The organism is Candidatus Zixiibacteriota bacterium (genome assembly GCA_040753875.1).
In the GTDB taxonomy this organism is placed as follows: Bacteria; Zixibacteria; MSB-5A5; order GN15; family FEB-12; genus DATKJY01.
In genome coordinates this window covers 22,977-43,007 of sequence record JBFMDV010000019.1, presented here as the reverse complement: position 1 = coordinate 43,007, position 20,031 = coordinate 22,977, and the positions used below count along the sequence as shown (strand labels likewise).

The 20,031-nt window shown below is 56.1% G+C and carries 22 protein-coding genes; 8 read left to right on the top strand and 14 right to left on the bottom strand.

Annotation, left to right across the window (positions count from 1 at the left end):
• Window positions 1-182: integrase core domain-containing protein (locus AB1644_06630; GenBank protein MEW6050723.1), on the top strand; the 182-nt coding region annotated here is incomplete at its 5' end.
• Here the strand turns inward: AB1644_06630 and AB1644_06625 are convergent.
• Entirely contained in the window at window positions 165-569 is a 405-nt protein-coding gene (locus AB1644_06625) for a hypothetical protein (GenBank protein MEW6050722.1), read from the bottom strand. The two genes, AB1644_06630 and AB1644_06625, sit on opposite strands and share 18 nt — an antisense overlap.
• Before the next feature lie 555 nt (window positions 570-1,124).
• On the opposite strand from AB1644_06625, the gene AB1644_06620 reads away from it, so the two are divergent.
• Window positions 1,125-3,353, top strand: coding sequence for a hypothetical protein (locus AB1644_06620; GenBank protein MEW6050721.1), 2,229 nt, complete (start codon window positions 1,125-1,127; stop codon window positions 3,351-3,353).
• A gap of 92 nt (window positions 3,354-3,445) precedes the next feature.
• On the opposite strand, the gene AB1644_06615 is transcribed toward AB1644_06620, so the two are convergent.
• The gene (locus tag AB1644_06615) at window positions 3,446-5,575 is read right to left on the bottom strand and encodes a DUF4388 domain-containing protein (GenBank protein MEW6050720.1); all 2,130 of its coding nucleotides are present in this window, start codon (window positions 5,573-5,575) and stop codon (window positions 3,446-3,448) included.
• 278 nt (window positions 5,576-5,853) lie between these two features.
• Here AB1644_06615 and selD point away from each other — a divergent pair, with 278 nt between their 5' ends.
• From selD to AB1644_06595, 4 genes are all read left to right on the top strand, one after another.
• Window positions 5,854-6,837 (top strand): selenide, water dikinase SelD, encoded by a 984-nt coding sequence (gene selD / locus AB1644_06610; protein ID MEW6050719.1) that lies wholly within the window; start codon window positions 5,854-5,856, stop codon window positions 6,835-6,837.
• A gap of 8 nt (window positions 6,838-6,845) precedes the next feature.
• Window positions 6,846-8,960 carry a hypothetical protein gene (locus AB1644_06605; GenBank protein MEW6050718.1) on the top strand — a complete coding sequence of 705 codons (2,115 nt, stop codon included), beginning with the start codon at window positions 6,846-6,848 and terminating at the stop codon, window positions 8,958-8,960.
• Between the two features lie 198 nt (window positions 8,961-9,158).
• Window positions 9,159-9,647, top strand: a complete 489-nt coding sequence (locus AB1644_06600; GenBank protein MEW6050717.1) for a group 1 truncated hemoglobin — start codon at window positions 9,159-9,161, stop codon at window positions 9,645-9,647.
• 97 nt (window positions 9,648-9,744) lie between these two features.
• The gene (locus AB1644_06595) at window positions 9,745-10,368 is read left to right on the top strand and encodes a superoxide dismutase (protein MEW6050716.1); all 624 of its coding nucleotides are present in this window, start codon (window positions 9,745-9,747) and stop codon (window positions 10,366-10,368) included.
• A gap of 52 nt (window positions 10,369-10,420) precedes the next feature.
• Here AB1644_06595 and AB1644_06590 read toward each other — a convergent pair whose 3' ends face one another.
• The 4 genes from AB1644_06590 to AB1644_06575 form a co-directional block, all read right to left on the bottom strand.
• Complete coding sequence (locus AB1644_06590; GenBank protein MEW6050715.1) at window positions 10,421-10,936, bottom strand: GNAT family N-acetyltransferase; 516 nt, start codon at window positions 10,934-10,936, stop codon at window positions 10,421-10,423.
• A 7-nt stretch (window positions 10,937-10,943) separates the two neighbouring features.
• Window positions 10,944-11,195 carry a GNAT family N-acetyltransferase gene (locus AB1644_06585; GenBank protein ID MEW6050714.1) on the bottom strand — a complete coding sequence of 84 codons (252 nt, stop codon included), beginning with the start codon at window positions 11,193-11,195 and terminating at the stop codon, window positions 10,944-10,946.
• A 12-nt stretch (window positions 11,196-11,207) separates the two neighbouring features.
• On the bottom strand, window positions 11,208-11,456 hold the full coding sequence (locus tag AB1644_06580) for a hypothetical protein (GenBank protein MEW6050713.1): 249 nt from the start codon (window positions 11,454-11,456) through the stop codon (window positions 11,208-11,210).
• 146 nt (window positions 11,457-11,602) lie between these two features.
• Window positions 11,603-12,184 (bottom strand): Fe-Mn family superoxide dismutase, encoded by a 582-nt coding sequence (locus AB1644_06575; GenBank protein ID MEW6050712.1) that lies wholly within the window; start codon window positions 12,182-12,184, stop codon window positions 11,603-11,605.
• Between the two features lie 451 nt (window positions 12,185-12,635).
• On the opposite strand from AB1644_06575, the gene AB1644_06570 reads away from it, so the two are divergent.
• Window positions 12,636-12,833 (top strand): hypothetical protein, encoded by a 198-nt coding sequence (locus AB1644_06570; GenBank protein MEW6050711.1) that lies wholly within the window; start codon window positions 12,636-12,638, stop codon window positions 12,831-12,833.
• Window positions 12,834-13,137: 304 nt separating this feature from the next.
• Here the strand turns inward: AB1644_06570 and AB1644_06565 are convergent, their stop codons facing one another.
• The 4 genes from AB1644_06565 to AB1644_06550 all read right to left on the bottom strand — a co-directional run bounded on the left by AB1644_06565 (window position 13,138) and on the right by AB1644_06550 (window position 16,468).
• A complete protein-coding gene (locus AB1644_06565) occupies window positions 13,138-14,475 on the bottom strand; it encodes a glycine--tRNA ligase (protein MEW6050710.1) in 1,338 nt (445 codons plus the stop codon).
• The gene (gene recO, locus AB1644_06560) at window positions 14,472-15,281 is read right to left on the bottom strand and encodes a DNA repair protein RecO (GenBank protein MEW6050709.1); all 810 of its coding nucleotides are present in this window, start codon (window positions 15,279-15,281) and stop codon (window positions 14,472-14,474) included. The genes AB1644_06565 and recO overlap by 4 nt, the downstream gene beginning before the upstream one ends.
• Before the next feature lie 5 nt (window positions 15,282-15,286).
• Entirely contained in the window at window positions 15,287-15,649 is a 363-nt protein-coding gene (locus AB1644_06555; protein MEW6050708.1) for a septum formation initiator family protein, read from the bottom strand.
• 96 nt (window positions 15,650-15,745) lie between these two features.
• Window positions 15,746-16,468 (bottom strand): PASTA domain-containing protein, encoded by a 723-nt coding sequence (locus AB1644_06550; protein ID MEW6050707.1) that lies wholly within the window; start codon window positions 16,466-16,468, stop codon window positions 15,746-15,748.
• Between the two features lie 328 nt (window positions 16,469-16,796).
• Between AB1644_06550 and AB1644_06545 the strand changes: the two genes are divergently transcribed.
• Window positions 16,797-16,967 carry a hypothetical protein gene (locus AB1644_06545; protein MEW6050706.1) on the top strand — a complete coding sequence of 57 codons (171 nt, stop codon included), beginning with the start codon at window positions 16,797-16,799 and terminating at the stop codon, window positions 16,965-16,967.
• Between the two features lie 16 nt (window positions 16,968-16,983).
• Here AB1644_06545 and greA read toward each other — a convergent pair whose 3' ends face one another.
• Genes greA through AB1644_06525 form a run of 4 tightly spaced genes read right to left on the bottom strand, consistent with a single transcriptional unit; the run spans window position 16,984 to window position 19,965 of the window.
• Window positions 16,984-17,460, bottom strand: a complete 477-nt coding sequence (greA, locus tag AB1644_06540; GenBank protein ID MEW6050705.1) for a transcription elongation factor GreA — start codon at window positions 17,458-17,460, stop codon at window positions 16,984-16,986.
• Window positions 17,461-17,487: 27 nt separating this feature from the next.
• On the bottom strand, window positions 17,488-18,873 hold the full coding sequence (locus AB1644_06535) for a sodium:solute symporter family protein (GenBank protein MEW6050704.1): 1,386 nt from the start codon (window positions 18,871-18,873) through the stop codon (window positions 17,488-17,490).
• A gap of 16 nt (window positions 18,874-18,889) precedes the next feature.
• Entirely contained in the window at window positions 18,890-19,714 is an 825-nt protein-coding gene (locus tag AB1644_06530) for a GNAT family N-acetyltransferase (protein MEW6050703.1), read from the bottom strand.
• A gap of 50 nt (window positions 19,715-19,764) precedes the next feature.
• Window positions 19,765-19,965 (bottom strand): transcriptional coactivator p15/PC4 family protein, encoded by a 201-nt coding sequence (locus AB1644_06525; GenBank protein ID MEW6050702.1) that lies wholly within the window; start codon window positions 19,963-19,965, stop codon window positions 19,765-19,767.
• Window positions 19,966-20,031 lie beyond the last annotated feature (66 nt).

Here is a 20,031-nt window from a genome sequence, read left to right as displayed (position 1 = left end):
AGGAAGAATTGATCTGGCTGAGGGAGTGGCGCGACCCATACGAATTGTCGGTGGCGATAGACACGTGGATGGAGACGTACAACGAGACCTGGTTACACTCGGCGCTGGGTTACCGCACGCCGAACCGAGTCGAAGAAACCTATAACCTGACCACGAGGACTCTCTTAGAAAACGCTGGCTAAATAGGGAGCACAACAGATAGGATCTGGAACTATATCGCGAATTAATTCCAGTTCTTTCACGCAACTTTCACAGGTCGGATCGACAAAACACATGATTGCGCCGGCGCCAACGACTTCCGATAAGCGAACAGGTGCACCAGTGATATCCTCGAATACGTGATCCGAAACAAAATCTCCCACCTTCACCGTGTTCATTCCAGCCAACACGTCTCTGGCAATTTCGTCCCTTGCACGTTGCCTTTTTTGGTCTTGCAGGATATTTGCCAACCATAGCCCTAATACGACGGCCAGGACTATGACGCCAATGAACAAGCCAATGGTTTTCATGCTGTGTGCGATTGTGCGGGTCGAACTGTTTTGACAATCACCGGCGAACATTATCTGCATGCGGGCAGCTTCTTACTTTGTTTTGGATTCCTCTCCCAATATTTTACTTGCTTGGGGGGGGGGGGGCTGTCAAGTATATTCTGATGGAGTCGTTGAGGGAATCACGGCGCTATGCTACTGAGTCGTATGAAATTGTGCCTGGGGGATAACAGCCTGTCCTCTCCCAAGAGTCTTCGGCTTACTCCGGGTCTCCGGGTTTGGTATGATGCAATGTGGAGAGTCATGGCCGCCGTTTGTTCGTCGCTTCTCCTCGGAAGTGTTCTAAGCCAATCCGCAGAATCGATTGACGAGCCTTTGCAGCCAAATCAGATTAGAAGCGCACTCCCATCGGTCTGTTGGACTGTCCACCGCATAGGGAAGATTTCACTCTGGGTAGGGAACACAGGAGCTTTCGGTGGCACATACCCTGACATCGACTGCCTTTCAGGCGAGATCGTCGCTGGTTCTGAGTATCCCAAAAACTCTGGTTTGGCATACATGTTCGGCGGGGCGTTGTGGCTGGGCGCGGTGAAGGGATCTGACACACTCGTATCAACGGGTTTCCCGAGTTTTGAGATGTTTCCCGAAGCAGGAGTGAATGGATTGGTTACCCATCGCTCGATTCAGGACCCAGATAGTCCTCAGTACATCGATGCCATTTCCGAGGAAGACTATGTGGCAGTATACACTGACACGTTTACTCAGGGAGTTCCCGGATTGGAGCCGGACTATTTTGGATCCCGTCGTCACAAACCGCTTGCGGTGCGAATAACTCAACGATCATATGCCTGGTCGTATTCGTACGCTGAAGACTTCATCCTCTTCGACTATACTATTTCCAACATCGGCAACAGGCCACTCGACGGGCTGTGGATTGGTGTTTATAATGACCCTGCGGTCGGATACACGGTGAGCATTGATCCTTACTCAATTGATGACCTTTGCGGTTACGTCAAGAGCCTTCCATACGAATCCGGATGCGATTTCATCGACACTATGAGCATAGCGTGGGGTGCTGACAATGACGGCGACCCAATCGATGGCCAGTTTTCAATGATTGGCGGCCTCCAGGGGAAATCAGATCCTTCTGTAAGCGGCGTGCGGATTCTCAGCAGGTCATTTGCCGGACAAACCACGTCGTTCAACTGGTGGGTGGTTGATGCGAACGGATACCTGGACTTCGGTCCAAGAGGTAAACCTGGCCCCAACGACCCTCCATTCAGAGACTTTCGAACAGGAGGATTGGGGAATCCAAAAGGTGATGTAAACAAGTTCTATGTCATGTCGAACGGGGAGATCGATTATGCACAGCTTTTCACGAAGACCATAGGGCCGTTTGACAGAGATTGGCTCTTCCCCGCTCCCGCAGTAGCGGAGAGTGTCTCGGTTGGTTCAGATCCTCGGTATTTGATTTCAACCGGGCCATACGACATTCCGCCCGGTGCCTCCACTAACTTCGCGTTCGCTGTGGTCGCGGGGGAGAATTTCCACACCGACCCCAACAATCTCTCTCGCCTTAAGTCCGGCGATGTACATGGGTACTACGAGCATCTGGATTTCTCCGATCTGGCCAAGAACGCCATGTGGGCGAAGTGGATCTACGACAACCCCGGAGTCGACACCGACGGCGACGGCTATTTCGGCAAACAGCGCATCTGCGTGTTCGATTCGGCATATATTGACGGGCAGTGGATTCCCACGGCGGCCGAGACGACGTTTTACGAAGGGGACGGTGTCGCCGACTGGCGCGGCGCGGCGCCGCCACCGGCACCGACAGTCTGGTTGTATCCCGGCTACAACAGCATTCGCGTGCGGTTCAACGGGAAACTGTCCGAGACGACTAAAGATATCTTCTCCGGTATCATCGATTTTGAAGGGTACCGCATCTACTGGGGATTGGACGAGCGGGTAACGTCATTGTCGTTACTTGCCTCGTACGACCGGAAGAATTACGACAAGTGGGTGTACAACGAGCGCAAACAGCCGGAGCCGGGGTTTGAACTGCAGGATATCCCGTTCACCCTCGAGCAGCTTCGCTGTGCCTACGGTTCCGGGACCGACCCGTGCAACGACACGCTCTTCGACCCGCTCGATTACGGCGACCTGGCCAATCTGTACTACCACCCCCAATTCCCCGATTCAGTCTTCTACTTCACGATTCATGATTACAACGCTTCTGAATTTGGTGTAACGACTGAGATCAGAAAGATCTATCCCAATGAGCCGGAGCCGTCGAATTACGACACGCTGCGACCGGAACAACTGACCGATGACGGGTATGTGAAGTACTACGAGTACGAGTTTACAATTAGGGACTTGCTGTCCAGCGTGCCATACTACGTCAACGTGACTGCGTTTGACTTTGGATCGCCGAAGGGGAATCTGAAAGCGCTGGAGACTTCAAAGACGCTTGGTATCAAGCACTGTTATCCGGCCGGGACACAAGCGATTGCGGACAGCACCGACAAGCAAGCATACGTGTATCCGAACCCGTACCGGATCGATGCCGGGTACAGGCTTAAGGGGTACGAGGGGCGGATGCGGGAGGACCGTCCGAACGACCGGGTGCGGTTAATACATTTTGCCAACATCCCGCCCCGCTGTACGATTGAGATTCATTCGCTGGATGGGGATTTGGTCCGCCGGATCGATCACGACATGAGTCCGAGCGATCCCAATAGCAGCCATGAGACTTGGGACCTGATCACGCGGAACACGCAGTTGGTAGTGTCGGGAATATATTACTGGACGATTGAGGATGATCGGGGGAATGTGCAGATGGGGAAGCTGGTGATTATTATGTAGGTCCAGAGCTGGGATTGCGTGTCTAAGCGGACTTGTACCCGACCGGCGACTGGATTTCCGAGTGCGCGGGAATGACAGACGGAAGGCTGGGGTTACCCCTTCACCTGCTGGATCTTCGTGCTCTCGTCGAGTTGGCGGCAGCCCTCCATCAGGATCGACTCCACCGAATCCCACGTGTTCTGCGGCGGCAAAGCGTCAGTCCCGACCGGCTGGATATTCCAGGTGCCGGTAGCCCAGGTGAGCGCGCGATAGATCGCCTCTGGGCCGATCTTCCCCATCCCCTGCGCGAAATGGATCTCGCCGGTGTTCAAATACACGAGCAACTCATCGCGGCCGGAAGTGAGGGTCAGTTTGCAGGTCTTTCGGCTCGGGCCAAGCGCCTGCAATAAGTCTATCAGATTCATGTCTTCGAGATGTCCCACCGCTCCGGACTTGCGGATCAGTTCTTCACGGTCTTTCGCTTTCGCCTCGATACGGGCCTGAATCTTTTTCATCTTGATCAAAAGCACGTTCAGGTTGTCATCGATCGGGATAACATCCTCGAGCCCCTTTTCGAGCAGCGAGGTCATCTGTGAGGCGGTGGACCCCTCGGCCAACAAGAACGTGGGCACACGGTCAAGTGCCGCGCCACGGGCCAGCAGCGTGTCCACCAGTTCGTTGATCTGCATCGGGCCGCCTGGCTCAAGCAGAATGACAATATCCGGACGGCTCCGTTTGAACAGGTCAACAAACGTGCTCAGATTGCATTCGGTTATGATGCGGAACCCGGCCGTCTTGATGCGGCTCTCGATCGGGGTCAGCCGCGCCGGCTCGGTGCTGTAGAGCATCACCTGGCTGTACTTTTCCAGCGTAGTGATACTGAGTATCTCTTCCTGTATCAGCGCGATGAACGCCTCCACCACTTCGGTGAGAAACAGCTTGCCCACCAGGTCGCGGTATTTCCGTTTGATGGTGTCAAACTTGTCAAGCGAAAGCGCCACGTTGGCCTGGATCGTCTCGCAGAAAATGTCGATTACCGTGAGAATATTCCCGCCCAGCACCTCGATCGGCAGCCGCTTGGTGAACTTTTCACGCAGATTGATATACATGGCGCGGAGTACTTCGATCACCAGCGGCGAATAGTTCAGCGAATCCAGCAGCTTGACGGTCAGGTTGATATGCGTGCGGTGGTCGGTGCTGCTTTCGGTGTTGCCGTAGTAATACTTCGCCAGGTCGTGAAGATACGCCGCGTTGGTGATGACGAGCCGGTCCTTGTCGGCCAGTTCGAGGCGTCGACAGAGACGATCCACATACTGTCCCACGCGGGCGCTGTGGTTATTGGAGCCCTCGGTCGATGAGAGCAACTGTGTGAACAACTCCAAGTTCCGCACCAGCAGGTCAGCCTCCATGGCGCCGGCGTCGAGACTCAACAAGAGCGAGCCCGCCGACTCGTAGTAGCGAACCCGTGTCCTGGGGGAGATTTTACGGAGGCGGTCAATCAGATCGATATAGTCGCCCGGCACCGTGTCCTGGATAAAGACGGTGTGGAATTTCTGGTTGCCGAGAATCTCGATAGCATCATCGGCCGAATCGGTCCGAATCACCTTGTAGAAATCCTGCTCCAGTAGCTTCTGGAGTTGCGTGCCGTTCTCGGCGTCATCGGTGACGAGCAAAACAGACGCGCGCCAGCGGCGATCCTCTTGTGTCTGCGGAGCCATTGCGTGGACCCGTCCGGATTTGTTCATTTCAGTGAAGCCGATACTGGGCGGAACCTCGGCGGTATTTTCCCGTCCCAGATAATGCTTGGCGATGGCGGCATTGAGAGCGAGCTCCGCTGCAACGTACAGTTTAACCGTCTTTCCGGCGGTGACGAATTTCAGCTCGTTGATCAGGTCGGCATTCGTCGGATCCTCACAGGCGACCTTTAGCAGGTTTTCGCCCGGGTCATACTCGAACGGGATCACCCGCCGCGCCACCGCGACAGTCACCGGGATGAACGGCAGAACATCGTCCGAAATCTCCACCTGCGACAGCACCACTCCCTCGCAGCCGAGTTTGCCGGCGAGCACTCTCACCAGGGTGGCCTCGTCGAGGAACCCGTTCTGGAGCAGCTGTGTTCCCAGCTTGCCGCCGTACAGTTTCTGGCACTGCAGTGCTTCGGTGAGCTGCGGTTCGGTGATCAGTTTATCTCGAAGGAGGATCTCATCAAGGCGAATCTTCTTGCTGTCGTTCAACTGTCCCATCCATGCCTCGCCATGCAGAATTCCAAACGCGCCGTTTTCCGACCATCGGACCGCCCGGCCGGGGCAGCCCACAAAAACGGCCGGTTGTTACTTTATCGGAAAGACCGGCAAAGAGTTGACCGTGCGGCAGCCTTCCGTTGCTGTGCAGTAATTGAACTCCGGCAGGCAGTCTTGCCCCTTGAGTGTCATTGTGTTATGTTGGCGACGTGGATGACCTGCGTCGATTGACCGAGATCAAGCTCACGGCCGAAGTGGCCTGTGCGGGTTGAGCTTCCAAACTGGCGCCAAAGGTTTTGGCGGAAGCACTCTTGAGCCTGCCCCAGTCCAGCCACCCGGATCTGCTGGTCGGATTCAACAAGGCGGACGATGCGGGCGTGTTTCGTATCAGCGACACACAGGCGCTGGTGCAGACGGTGGACTTTTTTCCGCCCATCGTGGATGACCCGTACTATTTCGGGCAGATCGCGGCGGCGAACGCGCTCTCGGATATTTTCGCAATGGGTGGCAAGCCGCTCACCGCGTTGAATATTGTCGGCTTTCCCGTCAGCAAGATGCCCATCTCGATCCTGACAGAAATCCTTCGGGGCGGCTCGGAGAAGATCGAAGAAGCCGGCGCGGTTATCGTGGGCGGTCACTCGATCAAAGATAACGAGTTGAAATACGGCGTGGCGGCGACCGGTATCATCGATATTGCCAACGTCATCACCAATGCCGGGGCCAAAGCAGGCGATATCCTGTTTCTCACCAAATCACTCGGCACCGGGCTGATCACTACCGGTATCAAGCGGAACGCCGTCAGCGCCGAGTTGACGGAGATTGTCACCAAGTCGATGGCGGCGCTCAATCGCACGGCTGCGGAGTTGATGCATAAGCATCACGCTCACGCCGGTACTGATATTACCGGGTACGGCCTCCTTGGGCACGCCTACGAGGTGGCGTCCGCGTCGAACGTTTCAATCCGGATATTCTCAGGCGCGTTGCCTTTGCTGCCGGAAGTCAAGACGTTGGCCGCGGCGGGGATGATTCCCGGCGGCGCCAACGACAACCGGGCATATTTGGAGAGTCACGTGGCGATGGCATCGGCCATCGACAAGAATCTCGAACATGTGTTGTACGACCCACAGACATCCGGCGGGCTGTTTATTGCGGTTGCACCCGAGCATGCACCCGGACTCTCCCGGGATCTGAAATCAGCCGGACTGCCATACGCACACGTTGGCGTGGTCGAGTCGCTGCAGAAATATCACCTGATCATCGAGTAGAATAGTCGATGCCGAACCAATCAGCGGGACAGGCCAGATTGTGGTATGCGCTGACTGCGCTCATTGTCCTCGGCGGCCTGTTCTATTGGCAGCGTGATCTCACCAGCGATCCCCCCATGTATTACGCCGGGCTGGGGCAGTCGCTCTTCACCGACCCGCCGCAGTACGTGTTCCATGCGCGCAATTATCATCTGTTTGGCTCATCTGACCCGTTCGACTATCCCAAGTTCGCCGTATTCCAGAACTCACTGGTGTCACGAATTGCCTATCTGTGGTTTTCGATAGCTGGTGTTTCCATGACCGAAGCGAACCGGATCGGCGTTTTCGCCAATATAGCCGGTCTGGTGTTCATGCTGCTTGGGCTTTATCGTCACCACCGACCCTGGGTGATCGCCGCCGTAGCGTTCTGTTGGGTGATCAACCTCTCCCTCATGGTGCACGCGCGGTTACCGTACTTGGAGAACGGCCTGATCTTCTCTTCCGGCCTTCTGTTTTGGCTCTACTCATGGTGGGGGGACAGGACCTGGGGAATAACGCTCTGCGGCGTCGTAATTGCGCTCGCCACCTGGATGGGAAAACTGTTCGGCGTGCTGCTTCTGCCGGCAGTTGCTCTGGCAATTGTATCTTCTGACACACCGCACCGCTGGCGACAAATCTTCAAAGCGGCCGGTGCCTTCGCGGTTTCGAGCTTGGCGCTCATCCTACTCATGTACTCCGGGCGCATGAGCGCGGTCAGCGGCTACTTCGGCGAACAGACCTACGGTCTCTATGGGTTTCCGCCTGGCCTTAGTTCGCCATTGAAGTTCGTGGAGTATCTCGTTTCGTACGGTTACACAAACCGTCTTTCGTATCGAAACCCGGATGTCATTGGATTCCTCGCTTTGGCCGGCGCATTGCTCGCTCGACTCCTGGCGGCGAAGGAAACCGCGTTTAGACAATTGTCACGCCCCACTCTGCTGTCACTGTTCTGGGTCGTTTGTCTGGTGGGTGGCTTGATGCCGCTCGGGTATTCACCGATGCGGTACGCCGTGACCGTGGTGCCGGCTGTCATCGCCCTTTGCTTCCTGATGTTCGACACGTCGATGAACCTCAGGCCCAATCAGCAGTATCGATACTTCTGGCTACCGACTGCAATCCTGGCGTTCAGTTTCTGGGTATTCCTGTTTCACCTGGTCGGCGATACTATGTTTTACAACGTAGTGCCCCCGAAACTGCGCCTGATCACCTGGTCGACCGTGCTACCAGCCGCGTCGTTTGCTTTTCTGGTTATCTGGCTTGCCGGGAAAACGCGTCGCCGTCTGAACCAGCGCGCACTCATGTCACTGCTGGTGGTGACGCTTGTCGTTGCCACAATCGTCAATGTAGCGCGAACGCGCCGTTCGATCTGGCTGGAACAGAACATCACGATCCGCGAGGCAAACCGTGATGTCGCTCAGATTCTCGGACCGGGGGCAATCGTCTCAGGGCCCTATGGCCCCACCGTTACGGAGGACACGCGATTGGGGAGTTTCATCCACCACTTCGGGGTAGCCAAAGTCGATTCGGCGCTGTTCGACCGGTATCCGGTAACTCACATTGCAATTGACGTATCCAACGCCGCAGTAGCCCTGAAAAACTATCCTGTCATGACTGCGGCCAGCCCGGTGGCGCTGTTTTGGATCTGCGACAACCAGGTGCAGTTGTACAATATCAGCAAGCAGTTCAATAATCCGAGGGCGCGGCAGTATGTGGAGACATCCTATGAACGGGCATCGTCACTATCCATGCAAAACAAGCCGGACAGTGCACTGGCGGAACTCCGGCCGTTCATAAGATCGCATCCGGACTCACGCGCCGCCGGCCTTTTGAATGCCAAACTTCTGGCACAGCTTGGGCGGCTCAAGGACGCAGCCACGGCCTACAGCACCCAGGCGCAGCGATTCCCCAATGATTTCGGGTCGCTGTTGGAATGTGGCTATTTCTTCCTCCAGATGGCCAGAGCGAACTCGGACCGGAATCTATTGGCCACCGCCGAGCAGTATTTCTACCGTGCCACGGTCGTCGATCCGTACCAGGCCGATTTCACGGCCGACCTCTGGGCGCGGACACTGAACCAGCCTGGCCAGAACATGCCACAGCCGTAACGCGTTGTCGCCCTTCATGGACTGTGTGGCTCAATACAGTCCATTTCTCATTGACATACGGATACCACCACACGTATATTCTTCCGGTCGGTATTGCGTGACTCTGTCAACTTTTCAGTGGCCTGCGTTGGGGCCAAGGAAAGACAAAACCGTTGTGGGTGGCGACGCCCGCCCCAACTGTCGAAGGAGCTATTCATTATGCGTACACGTTGTTCGATTCGGTGCGTCGCGCCGGCCTTTATGGCCATTGTGCTGGGAATGGCCAGCCCGGCGCTTTCGCAGACCGGTGGAGACGAAAAGCAGCCGTCCCTCTATGACCGTCTGGGGGGTCTGGCCCCGATCTCAGTAGTGGTCAGCGACTTCATCGATGCCCTGGTGCCGGATACGGTTCTCAACGCTAATCCGGCCATCGACGCTGCACGGAAGCGGGTACCGGCGCCGTATCTGAAATATCACGTCACGGCCCTTGTCTGTCAGGTAACCGGGGGGCCCTGTCAATATCAGGGTCGGAGCATGAAAGATTCTCACGTGCATCTCAACATTACCGCCAAAGAATGGGATCGGATGGTGACAATCTTCAAGGAGATTCTGGCCAGGCACAAAGTGCCGGCGAAAGAGACGCAGGAACTTGTGGAGATAGTTGGAACAACCAAAGCGGATATTGTAATGGCTGCTCGCGGCAAATAAGCGAAAACCGGCATCGCATCTGTGTTGGCGGTGGTCTTTGCCAACTCGCGACGCGGCCTGATTCGGGAATCGCTGATACCACAACAAGGAGTCTGAAATGGCGGATCGCTACAAAGTCAAACCGCTTCCGTATGCGTACGACAAGCTCGACGGCATCTCGGCGCAAACCAATACATTCCACCACGACACACACTACGCCGGGTACGTGAAGAAACGCAATGAGGTGATGGAGAAGCTGGCGAAAGCCGACAAGAGTCTGGCCAACGCCAACTATTCCGAGTTTGGCGGGCTCAAACGCCACGAGACCTTCAACGCTGCGGGGCAGTTGTTGCATGAGTTGTTTTGGGATATCCTCGGCGGCGACGGCAAACCTTCGGGCGAGGTTCTGGCGCATATCGAAAAATCGTACGGCTCGTTCGACAATTGGGTGACCGATTTCAAGGCCTCGGCGATGATCGCGCTCGGCTGGGTAGTGACCGCCTGGGACCCGGTGGAAAACGCCATTCACAATTTCACGGGGGACGCTCACAATCAAGGGGGCGTGTGGGGAACATTCCCACTCTTGGCAATCGATGTCTACGAGCATGCCTATTACTACGACCAGGGGCCGGCGCGCGCGAAATATATCGACGCCTTCCTCAAGAACATCAACTGGCAGGAAGTGAACCGCCGCTACAAAATCTTCGCCAAGATCGCCACGGAGTTTAAGGCGACATGGTAGACTAAATGCTGCTGAAGCCCACCTGTTTACGGTGGGCTTGCGGCCGGCCGGGCTATATCAAGCTCGCCACATACTCCTGCTCCAGCATCGAGTAGCAGAGCAGGTCGACGAACGTACCTCGAAGCAGAATCGCCTCCCGCATTGAACCTTCCTCTCGGAATCCGGATCGAGTAATGAGACGCATGGAGCGTTCGTTGCCGCGCACTGTGGCCGCGAAGACGCGATGCATCTTCAAGTCGACGAAGGCGTAGCGAAGCATCTCGCGCACTACCTGACCGGCAATCCCCTGCCCCCAGCATTCGGGCTCGCCGATCACCAGGGCGAGTTCGCACTTGCGGCTCTTTTCATCGATCGACTCGACCGCGCCATAGCCGATGATGCGGCCATCGAGCAGGATGACCTTCCGCCAGACTTTCGAATTTGCCCCTAGGCGAGTCAGCCACGTTTCGGCTTCCTGGCGCGTCTTGAGACGATCCGCCAGGTACCGGCTGACCTCCGGATCATTCCGCCACCGGACCAGATGGTCCAGGTCATCGAACACCATGTCCCGCAGGATCACCGTCGACATTTTCCTCTCACAGACGCAGCATCATCTCTTCATGGTCGATATAGCGGCCGTCGGGAAGCTTGTAGCCGTGGAGGTTAAGGCCGGTTGTGAAAAATCCCAGCGAGGTGTACAGCGTTCGTGCACTTGTCTGCGTGACCGCCACTGACAGTGTTAGCATCTCCAAGCCGTCAATCGTGCGTGCTTCGTCGATCACCTTTTGCATGAGCTGCTTGCTGATTCCCTTGCCGCGCCCCTCCGGTCGCACATAGACCGCCCAGATCCAACCACGGTGTCACTCTTTGCTTGGATCCTCGCGCCGAAACGCTACCGTGCCAACCAACCGCTCGTTATCGAACGCTGCCAGAACAAACTTCTGAGGAAAATCATCGTTTGGGCTCATCCATTCGAGGAAATTGTCCTCGGTCATGGCCACAACTTCCTCAGGTGTCTGGCCGAACGCCTCGGGGTGGCTGCCGCACATCTCTATCCGGAGTTCCCGAAACGCAGCGGCGTCATCGACGGTTAGTTTGCGGATGTTCACAGTGTCATGACCTCACATAGGTGATGCGGCAGGTCTGAGGACCTGCCGCAACGAAAGAGCATAACTCATCGGGTCGTCGCGTTGAGCGAAGTCGAAACGCGCGCGGCGCTGCCCAGCTTGCGGCAGGTCACACGCCGCTGCTGTCGCTATTTCGCGAGGTTCCCCTCGACGAACTTCCAGTTCACCAGCTTCCAGAATTCCGCTACATAGTCCGGGCGGCGGTTGCGGTAATCGATGTAATAGGCGTGCTCCCAGACATCGCAGGTGAGAAGCGGCGTCTTGCCGGAAGTTATCGGATTGGCGGCGTTGCTCGTGGACTCGATAGCCAGTGAGCCGTCGGCATTCTTCACCAGCCAGGCCCAGCCGGAGCCGAATGTCCCGACCGCCGTCGCGCTGAACTTCTCCTTGAACGCCGCGAACGAGCCGAACGCCTTGGTGATTGCCATAGCCAGATTCCCGCCTGGTTCACCGCCTGCCTTGGGGGCGAGGCACTGCCAGTAAAACGTGTGGTTCCATACCTGGGCGGCATTGTTGAATATGCCGCCAGTCGCTTTTTTGATGATCTCTTCGAGTTTCAGATTCTCGAACTCGGTGCCGGGGATAAGTTTGTTCAGATTGGTGACATAGGCGTTGTGGTGCTTGCCGTAATGGTACTCCAGCGTCTCCTCAGAGATGGTCGGTGCCAGCGCGTTCTTCGCGTACGGCAGCGGGGGTAATTCGTGGATCATGGCCTCTATTCCTCCTTTTATGATGGACGTTACGAAATGCCTTATCTTGCCCTAACTCTTTACAATAGAGCCGCTAACATGGATTGTCAACTCTTTCTATGGACTTGGGTTGGCACAGGCGAGCCTTTGATTTGCTCTCATCCCGTCAATCAGGCCGATGCTGCAATCACTTGACCGTGCCAAATCCACTTTCCTTGAATCGCGAAGCGGTAATAGGGACAACGTCCCCGCGAAGCGGCAAACGGGACGTCGTCCCCCGCTTTTTGTTGTTTTCTCTAAACCTATGTGCTTCTTTGTTCGTTGAAGATTGTAGAATCAGCACTAAAGTTCACGGAGCGGACGTTCGACTACTGTAGTAACGCCCTTTTGGTAGTCGTGAGGAATGGCGGAGATGGAAATAGGCCTGATATATTCTCGGAAAGACCCTCGTCAGCAGGAAGCCCGGAACTTTGTGCAGCGATGGATCTCGGAGCGCGGGATTCTGGCGGACATAGTTGAATCCGAGCAGCCGGTCAAATCTCCCAAGCTCATCATCAACGGCCATACGATTGAGGAACGTCGGACCGGGACACGTGCCCAGAACTCGCCGATGTTCCCGGACCTTCGCGCCATCGAGCGCGCCCTCGAGCGGCATCTCTGGAGCTTGTAAGGCAAAACCGCTTCCGGTTCTGCAAGAGTTCTAACGGTGTAGCCCGGCCAACGGCTGGGTCCTCAGTTACTCCGTTCCCCCATACAGTCATTTGCTGTGGTAATGAGAGGGGAAACGATGCTTGCAGATGCGGCGGTACTGTCGTTTGTGCTGAGGCGGGAACTGAAGACCCACCTGAAGCAGGTGGGCTACAGCGTGTGGGGGAACCCTGTGCCACACCTAACAGGTGTGAATTCAACGATATTGGTTGTAAACCACCGGGCAAACCCCTCTCAAATCGCACCTGTTAGGTGCGGCACTGAAACTACTGATTGATCTTCTTGTCCAAATACTCCAGCACCTGAGGGGTGTTCAAACGCGTCTGCTCCATGGTGTCCCGCTCGCGCAAGGTCATGGTCTGGTCCTGAAGGGTCTGGCCGTCGATAGTAATACAGTACGGGCAGCCGGCTTCGTCCATCCGGGCGTAGCGGCGTCCCACCGCGCCGGAATCATCGTAGAATACCTTGAACCGCTTTTTGAGTTCGTGATAGACATTCGTCGCGAACTCCGGCATGCCGTCGCGATTCACCAGAGGAAAAACGGCCGCCTTAATAGGCGCAACTTTCGGTGACAGCCGTAAGAACACGCGCGTTTCCCCCTTTACTTCCTGCTCATCGTAAGCGTCAACCAATACCGTCAGAAGTGTCCGGTCGCAGCCGGCGGAGGTTTCGATAATAAACGGCACGAACTTCTCGGTGAACCGCTCATCGAAATACCGGAGGTCCTTGCCGGTGGCGTTCATGTGGCGTCCCAGATCGAAATCGGTCCGGTTGTGAATCCCCTCCAGCTCCTGCCAGCCGAACGGGTACTCGTATTCGATATCATAGGCCGCCTTGGCGTAATGGGCCAGTTCCCCTTCACCGTGCTGGTGCCAGCGGAGTTTCTCCATCCGAATACCAAGGGACTGATACCAGTTCCATCGTTCCTGCCGCCAATATTCGAACCACTTTTCGTCTTCGCTGGGATGAATAAAGAACTGCATCTCCATCTGCTCGAATTCACGGGTGCGGAAAATGAAATTGCCGGGCGTTATCTCGTTGCGAAACGCCTTGCCAATCTGCGCTATGCCGAACGGTATCTTCTGGCGTGAGGAGTTCTTCACGTTGAGGAAATTGACATAGATTCCCTGCGCCGTCTCCGGACGCAGATAAGTGATGGCGGAGTCATCCTCCACCGGTCCCATGAAGGTCTTGAACATCAGGTTGAACTTGCGTGCCTCGGTCAACTCGCCGCCACATTCGAGCGGTGACTTGGAGGGTTTCAGCGGGCAGCGCGCCTCGGCCAGTTTGTCGGCCCGGAAGCGGGCTTTGCACTTTTTGCAGTCCACCATCGGGTCGGTGAACTCCGCCACATGGCCGGAGGTGTGCCAGACCTGCGGGTGCATCAGGATGGCGGCATCGAGCCCTTCGACATCGTCGCGGCGGTTGGTCATGGCATCCCACCAGAAGCTCTTCAGGTTGCGCTTTAATTCGGCGCCGAGCGGGCCGTAATCCCAGGTGGAGCCAAGACCGCCATAGATTTCAGAGGAGGGGTATACGTAGCCGCGCCGCTTGCACAGCGACACGATTTTATCCATAACGTCTTCAACTTTTTTCGCGCTCATGGCTGTTTGTTCTCCGGACTCAGATGCGTGGTTCTCAGCTTCTCCAAAAACTCCAGCGACTTCAAATCCGACTTGATCCCGGCCTGATACGACAGGAACTTGGTCAGGGTTTCCACCAGACGGGCGGCATCGGCATACCGCAGCGGCTCGGCGACAGCCTCGGTCAGCGAGGCGGTTTGAAGCCGGCAGAGGGTGGCATACCCCTCCGGTGAGAGGCCAATATAATACTCCCCAACGCGTTGGCAAGCCGGACAGACCCGCCCGCCACGCTCCGGCGAGAACAGCACTTCACTGCCGTTGGCCCCGGTCTCATCGAAATCCTTGCCGCAACCAACGCAATACGCGAGCGATGGGTGGTACCCCAACTGCGAGAGTGTTCGCAGAAAAAACGCTATGAAAAGCCCCGGCAGCCCGTGTTTGTCGCAAATGTCATCCATGCGCAGATAAGCCAGAAAGTATGAATACAACGCCCCCTGTGGCTCTTCGTCGGGGAGAAGCAGGTATAGAAGTTCACAAGCGGCGGAGCCGTAGGCAAGGCGTCCCAGCGTGCCGTCCTTCTCGAATGTCAGAGCTTCCAAGAGCTCGACATCGGAGACGTAACCATTGGTCTCTTTCTCAGAGCTATAGAATGTGATCTCAAGTCGTGCAAACGGCACCAGCCGTCCCCGCTTGGAGATCAGGCGGCGTCCTCCCTTGTCGGTTAGTGGGAGCTTGCCGAACTCGCGGCTGAAAAAGACGACCGTGCGGGAGGATTCGGACCAGTTGAACGCCTTGAGGACAATGGCTTCGGTTTTGTCGAGCGCCATGGCGTTCAGCGGCTGCGGAAACGGAAGATCGTTTCGTTCGGTCGCGCCATGTGGTACTGGGTGCGGGCAATGAACTCGATATAGCTGCGGTCGCTTTTGAGGAGGTCCAGCTCGCGGGCGGCATCGATCAGGTCGGCAGTCTGGCGAAGGTTCGCTTCCTGGAGCGCTCGTTTCTCCATCTCCAGCTTGACTATGCGCAGGACACCATAGGTATCGGAGGCGATGGAGTAGATCAGCAGCACCACCACCAATAGCGCCCCGATCATGACGAGCCGCCGCCTGATACGCGCATTTTCGTTGGAGAGACGGCGGATAAAGTTACCGGCCGGAGCGAAGAGCGAGGGTTTCTGTTTGATTCGACGAGTCATGGCGCGAAGAAAAATCCCCAGTGCAGGCGATGCAAGTTAATAATGAACTCTGGTGAACGGACAGATTTTGCCGCGGAAAGTCTGCGAGAAGACCGTTCAGGTCTCGCTCACCACCAGGTCGATCTCCGTACCCAGCGTCAGCTCAGTCCCCTCCGGTTCGGATTGCTCAAGCACTGTCTCCGGCAGATAGTTATCGTTGGTCTTGTAGCTGATGAGGCCGATTTTCAGCCCCTTCTCTTCAAGCAGCTCCCGGGCATCATCGAGCGGCATTCCTATCAGCTTGGGCATGAACGTGTAATCGGTGGCCCGTCCGCGGTTGACCATCAGGTTGACCGCTGAACCCATAGGCACCTCGACCCCCGCCGCTGGGTAGGAGAACACCACGATCTTCTCCGGAATGGTGTCGGACACGGCCCAGGAGACCTCACCCAGCACCAGCCCCTCGGTCTCCAGATCCAGCATGGCCTGCCGGACCGACTTGCCGGCCACCATGGGAATCTTCACCATCCGGGTCCCCTTTGAAATGACGAACTTGACGATTCGCCCTTCCTTGACCTTCGTACCGGCCACCGGAAACTGCTTGAGAATCAATCCTCTCTCTTTGGTTGGGGCATACTCCTCGGCCGAGACCGTATATGCCAGATTCATATCCTCGAGCTTTATCTCGGCTTCCACGAGCCGCTGGTCGGTAAAATCAGGCAGCGGAAATTCGGTCCCTTGCCGAGTGATTATCGGCATCACCACCTGGTCCACAAGAAGTGCGGCCAGAAACAAAAGCAATAGCGGCATCCCAAGCTTGAGGGCGAGCTTTCGACGCATCGACCCCGGAGGGAGCCACTGACCCAGCAAACCTCCTGGTCGACCACCCGCACTGAAATGAAACGCCGCACACATATTGTCTTATACTCAACACCCAGCGGCACATGGGTCCGCCGAGGCCAAACCATGGTTCATTTGCATTTCCGGCGCAAGCTAAAACGGCTCGGCCGATTCCGCCGGGAAGCGGTGAAAAAAACATTGACAAGGTTCGGCCAAGGCATAACATTTTCGCCCGCCTTACCGGATACAGAGAAAGACGAGCAGAACTGGGAACCCGGGGAACCGGTGCTCGCGTTATCGGTAGCAGCAATTAGTGAGGTGATATCAGATGTTCTGTGCCCATTGTAATGAGAAGATTGACGGCAAACCGATCAAACAGGCCGGTGAATGCTATTGCTCTTTGGAATGTGCGAATCTCGCTTCCGGTATCGAACCGGATGACACCGAGGAGTATTTCGAGGAAGAAGCAATCGACGATTTCTACGAGGAAGAGCAGTAGCCGCCGAACGTCCCCGCTACTCGCGCGTAATTCTCAAAATTTCGTATCGTATCTCGCCGGCCGGAACGGCGACCGATATCACCTCACCCACCGCCTTCCCCAAAAGCGCCGCCCCGATCGGGGATTTTACCGAAATAATGTCGTTGTCCACATCCGCTTCCTCAGCCGGGGCAAGCGTATAGAGGATCTCCTCACCTCGCCTAACGTCTTTCACCAGCACCTTGGAAAAGAGGTATGCCTTGTCGTTCGGTATCTTGTCGATATCGACCGAGCGGACCCGCGACAGCTTCTCTTCCAACTGGGAGATTTTGTGCTCAAGGTGCTTCTGGGCCTCTTTAGCGGCGTGATACTCCGCGTTCTCGGAGAGGTCACCAAGCTCCCGGGACCGTTTGATCTCGGCCACCAGTCTTGGGCGCTCCTCGAACTTGAGCCGCTTGAGCTCAGCCTCGAGTTTCAGCCGCCCCTCTTTGGACAAATAGATCGGTTCACTCATAACAAATAATATACGAAAATGGGTCGATTAAGGCAATCCGGGAGCCACCCGGCGCGAGGCGAGACCAAATATTACGAGTGATACGATAAGGCCGGGGAAGATCGGCTCCAGCCCCAGCCAGTGGCCGCCGCTGACAGTCCAGTACTGGGACAGATACCAGATAAGAGACAATCCGCCACTCGAAACCATGGTCACTATCGCCCAATCGGAAGTGAGCTTTCGCTTGCCAACAAATGAGGTCAGCACCGGGATCAGGAGTGCCGGGGTAGCGATCGAGCCATAAGCGTACCAGATATCGATCACCGACCGGAAAAACAGCGCCATGACGAGCGCCAGGACCGTCGAAATGACCAAACCCCACCGCGTGTACCACATGATCTTCTGTTCTGCACCTCTGGTGACACGACGGACGATATCGTTGCTGAAGGTCGAAGCTGCGATGAATGAATACGAGTCGACCGTGGACATCACGGTCACCAGCATCGCCACAGCCAGTAAGCCGGCCAGCCCAGGTGGGAGAATCTGCAGGGCAAGAGCGGGGTAGGAGGCTACTGGGTCCGGAAGGTCGGGGAGGATAGCTCGTGCGTAGAGGCCACAGGACGTGGTCAAAAAGTCGAACACGGCCCAGCAGGCGATGGAAATGAGTATTCCTCGCTTCGCCACCGACGGCGTCCGGGCAGCATAGCAGCGCTGGAAAAAGGCCGGCTCGATCAGGGTACTGAGTGCCACCACATACCACGAGGCGATATACCAGCCCGACTTCCCACCATGCCAGGTGAGATGGGTCTGTGGCAGTCGTTCCTGCAAGAATTCGAATCCGCCGTATGTCATGGCCAGGTAGACGAACAGAACGATAAAACCGAGATACATCAGAGCAAACTGAAACAGGTCGTTGCGCACCAGCGCCCTGAACCCACCGAGATAGACATACACGGTTGAGAAAAGTGTCCCGGCAATCACCCCCAGCCAGAACGGCCAGCCGAACAGCAGGCGGAAGATGGAGCCAATCATCAGGATATAAGCTGCCGGCACGGCCATGAAGAAAATGACTGCCCCTCCGGCCACTGCCACCCGGTTGTCGTAGACGGTGGCAAGCTTGTCTGGAATCGTCAGCAGTTCGGACTGGCGCGCTTTTTTGGCCAGAAACAGCGCAAACAGAGCTGCCGCGACATAATATGGTACCCCCAGCACCAGCCAGTTGGAGAGCCCATACCGGTAACTGTACTCGCCGACCCCCAATATGCCGCCGTAGTACGTGGAGACCAGACTTGCCACAAACGAAGGCAGGGTGAGCATCCTCCCACCGATAATCAGGTCGGCCGCCGAGCTGTCATGCCTGATTCGCTTTACTATGCCAATGCCCATCTGGACGGCCAGGTAGGCGGCGATGATTATGTAATCTATGAGGTGCATTCAGAGTAATATCCTGTCAGACAAGCTCGCACAGCGCCTCCTCGAACTCATGCGTCTTCACAAATCCAAGCTTTTCATAGCACCGGATCGCCGGATGATTGTCCGCTTTCACGTTCAATGAAACCAGCTTCCCTTCCGAAATCAGCTCTTCACACAGGTGACCAGTCACGATCGAGGCCAGCCCGCGCCTGCGATACTCCTCATCGGTCACAATATTCCCAAGCGCCGCCGTCTTATATTCGGCAGAATCCACGTGCACACCCGCCACTGCCGCCAGTCGATCACCATCAAACGCCCCGAAATACTTGCCGCTCTGAAGCATCCTCGGCCTGAAATAATTGCCCGGATAGCTTCGATTGTACAACGACAGAAGCTCTGGCTCATGCGAGCTGTCCAATTGTCTTACGTCGACTCCCAGTTCCTCCGGGTGCCGCACAGCTTGCTGTGCGAACCGTTCAAGAGGGTACCCCACCGCTTGCGGTGGGTTTTTCAGGTGCATCTTCCAGTGCGTCCCCAGAGGCGTGATCGTGTACCGCCTCGCGAGGGATGCATGTGAGCGTTGCTGATAGTGTACATAAAATTGCCTTGGTGATATTTCCAGCAACTCATCGAGCAATTGCTCGAATCTCTCTGTCAGCCCGAACGCAAGAATAGTCGGAATTTTCCCACCATAGTACGTAAGCACGACATCCTCGACCTTGGCCGTCACATTGTAGATAACCGCCCATTGTGTGTCAGGAAAGTAGAAGTCGTCGAGATCACCAATATGATAGGCGAACAGGACTGGGTCCTTGCGGAAATGCCTGAGCAGCCGCTCCTTGTCCGAGGTGAAAACTAACATGTCACGAGTAGTACAGTTGGGTGCCCCATCGCTTGCGGTGGGCCGAATGACTACTGCGCCCGAATCTTGTGAAGCGCATCGAGAACTTCATCAAGTTGCTCGCGGCGAAACGTGACCCCTTTCTTGGTTGGGAGCCATTCGTTGTTGTCCGCAAGGAAGTAAATGCGAAGCGTAACGAGTTGCCGACCCTTAAATTCGTTATCTTCGATAATCAATTTTTCTGTTTTGGATCGTTCTAATTCAAACCGCATGTTGGTCCTCATATTCAATGTTAGTCATTGCGAGACGCCGCGCTTCGCGGCGGCGAAGCAATCTCG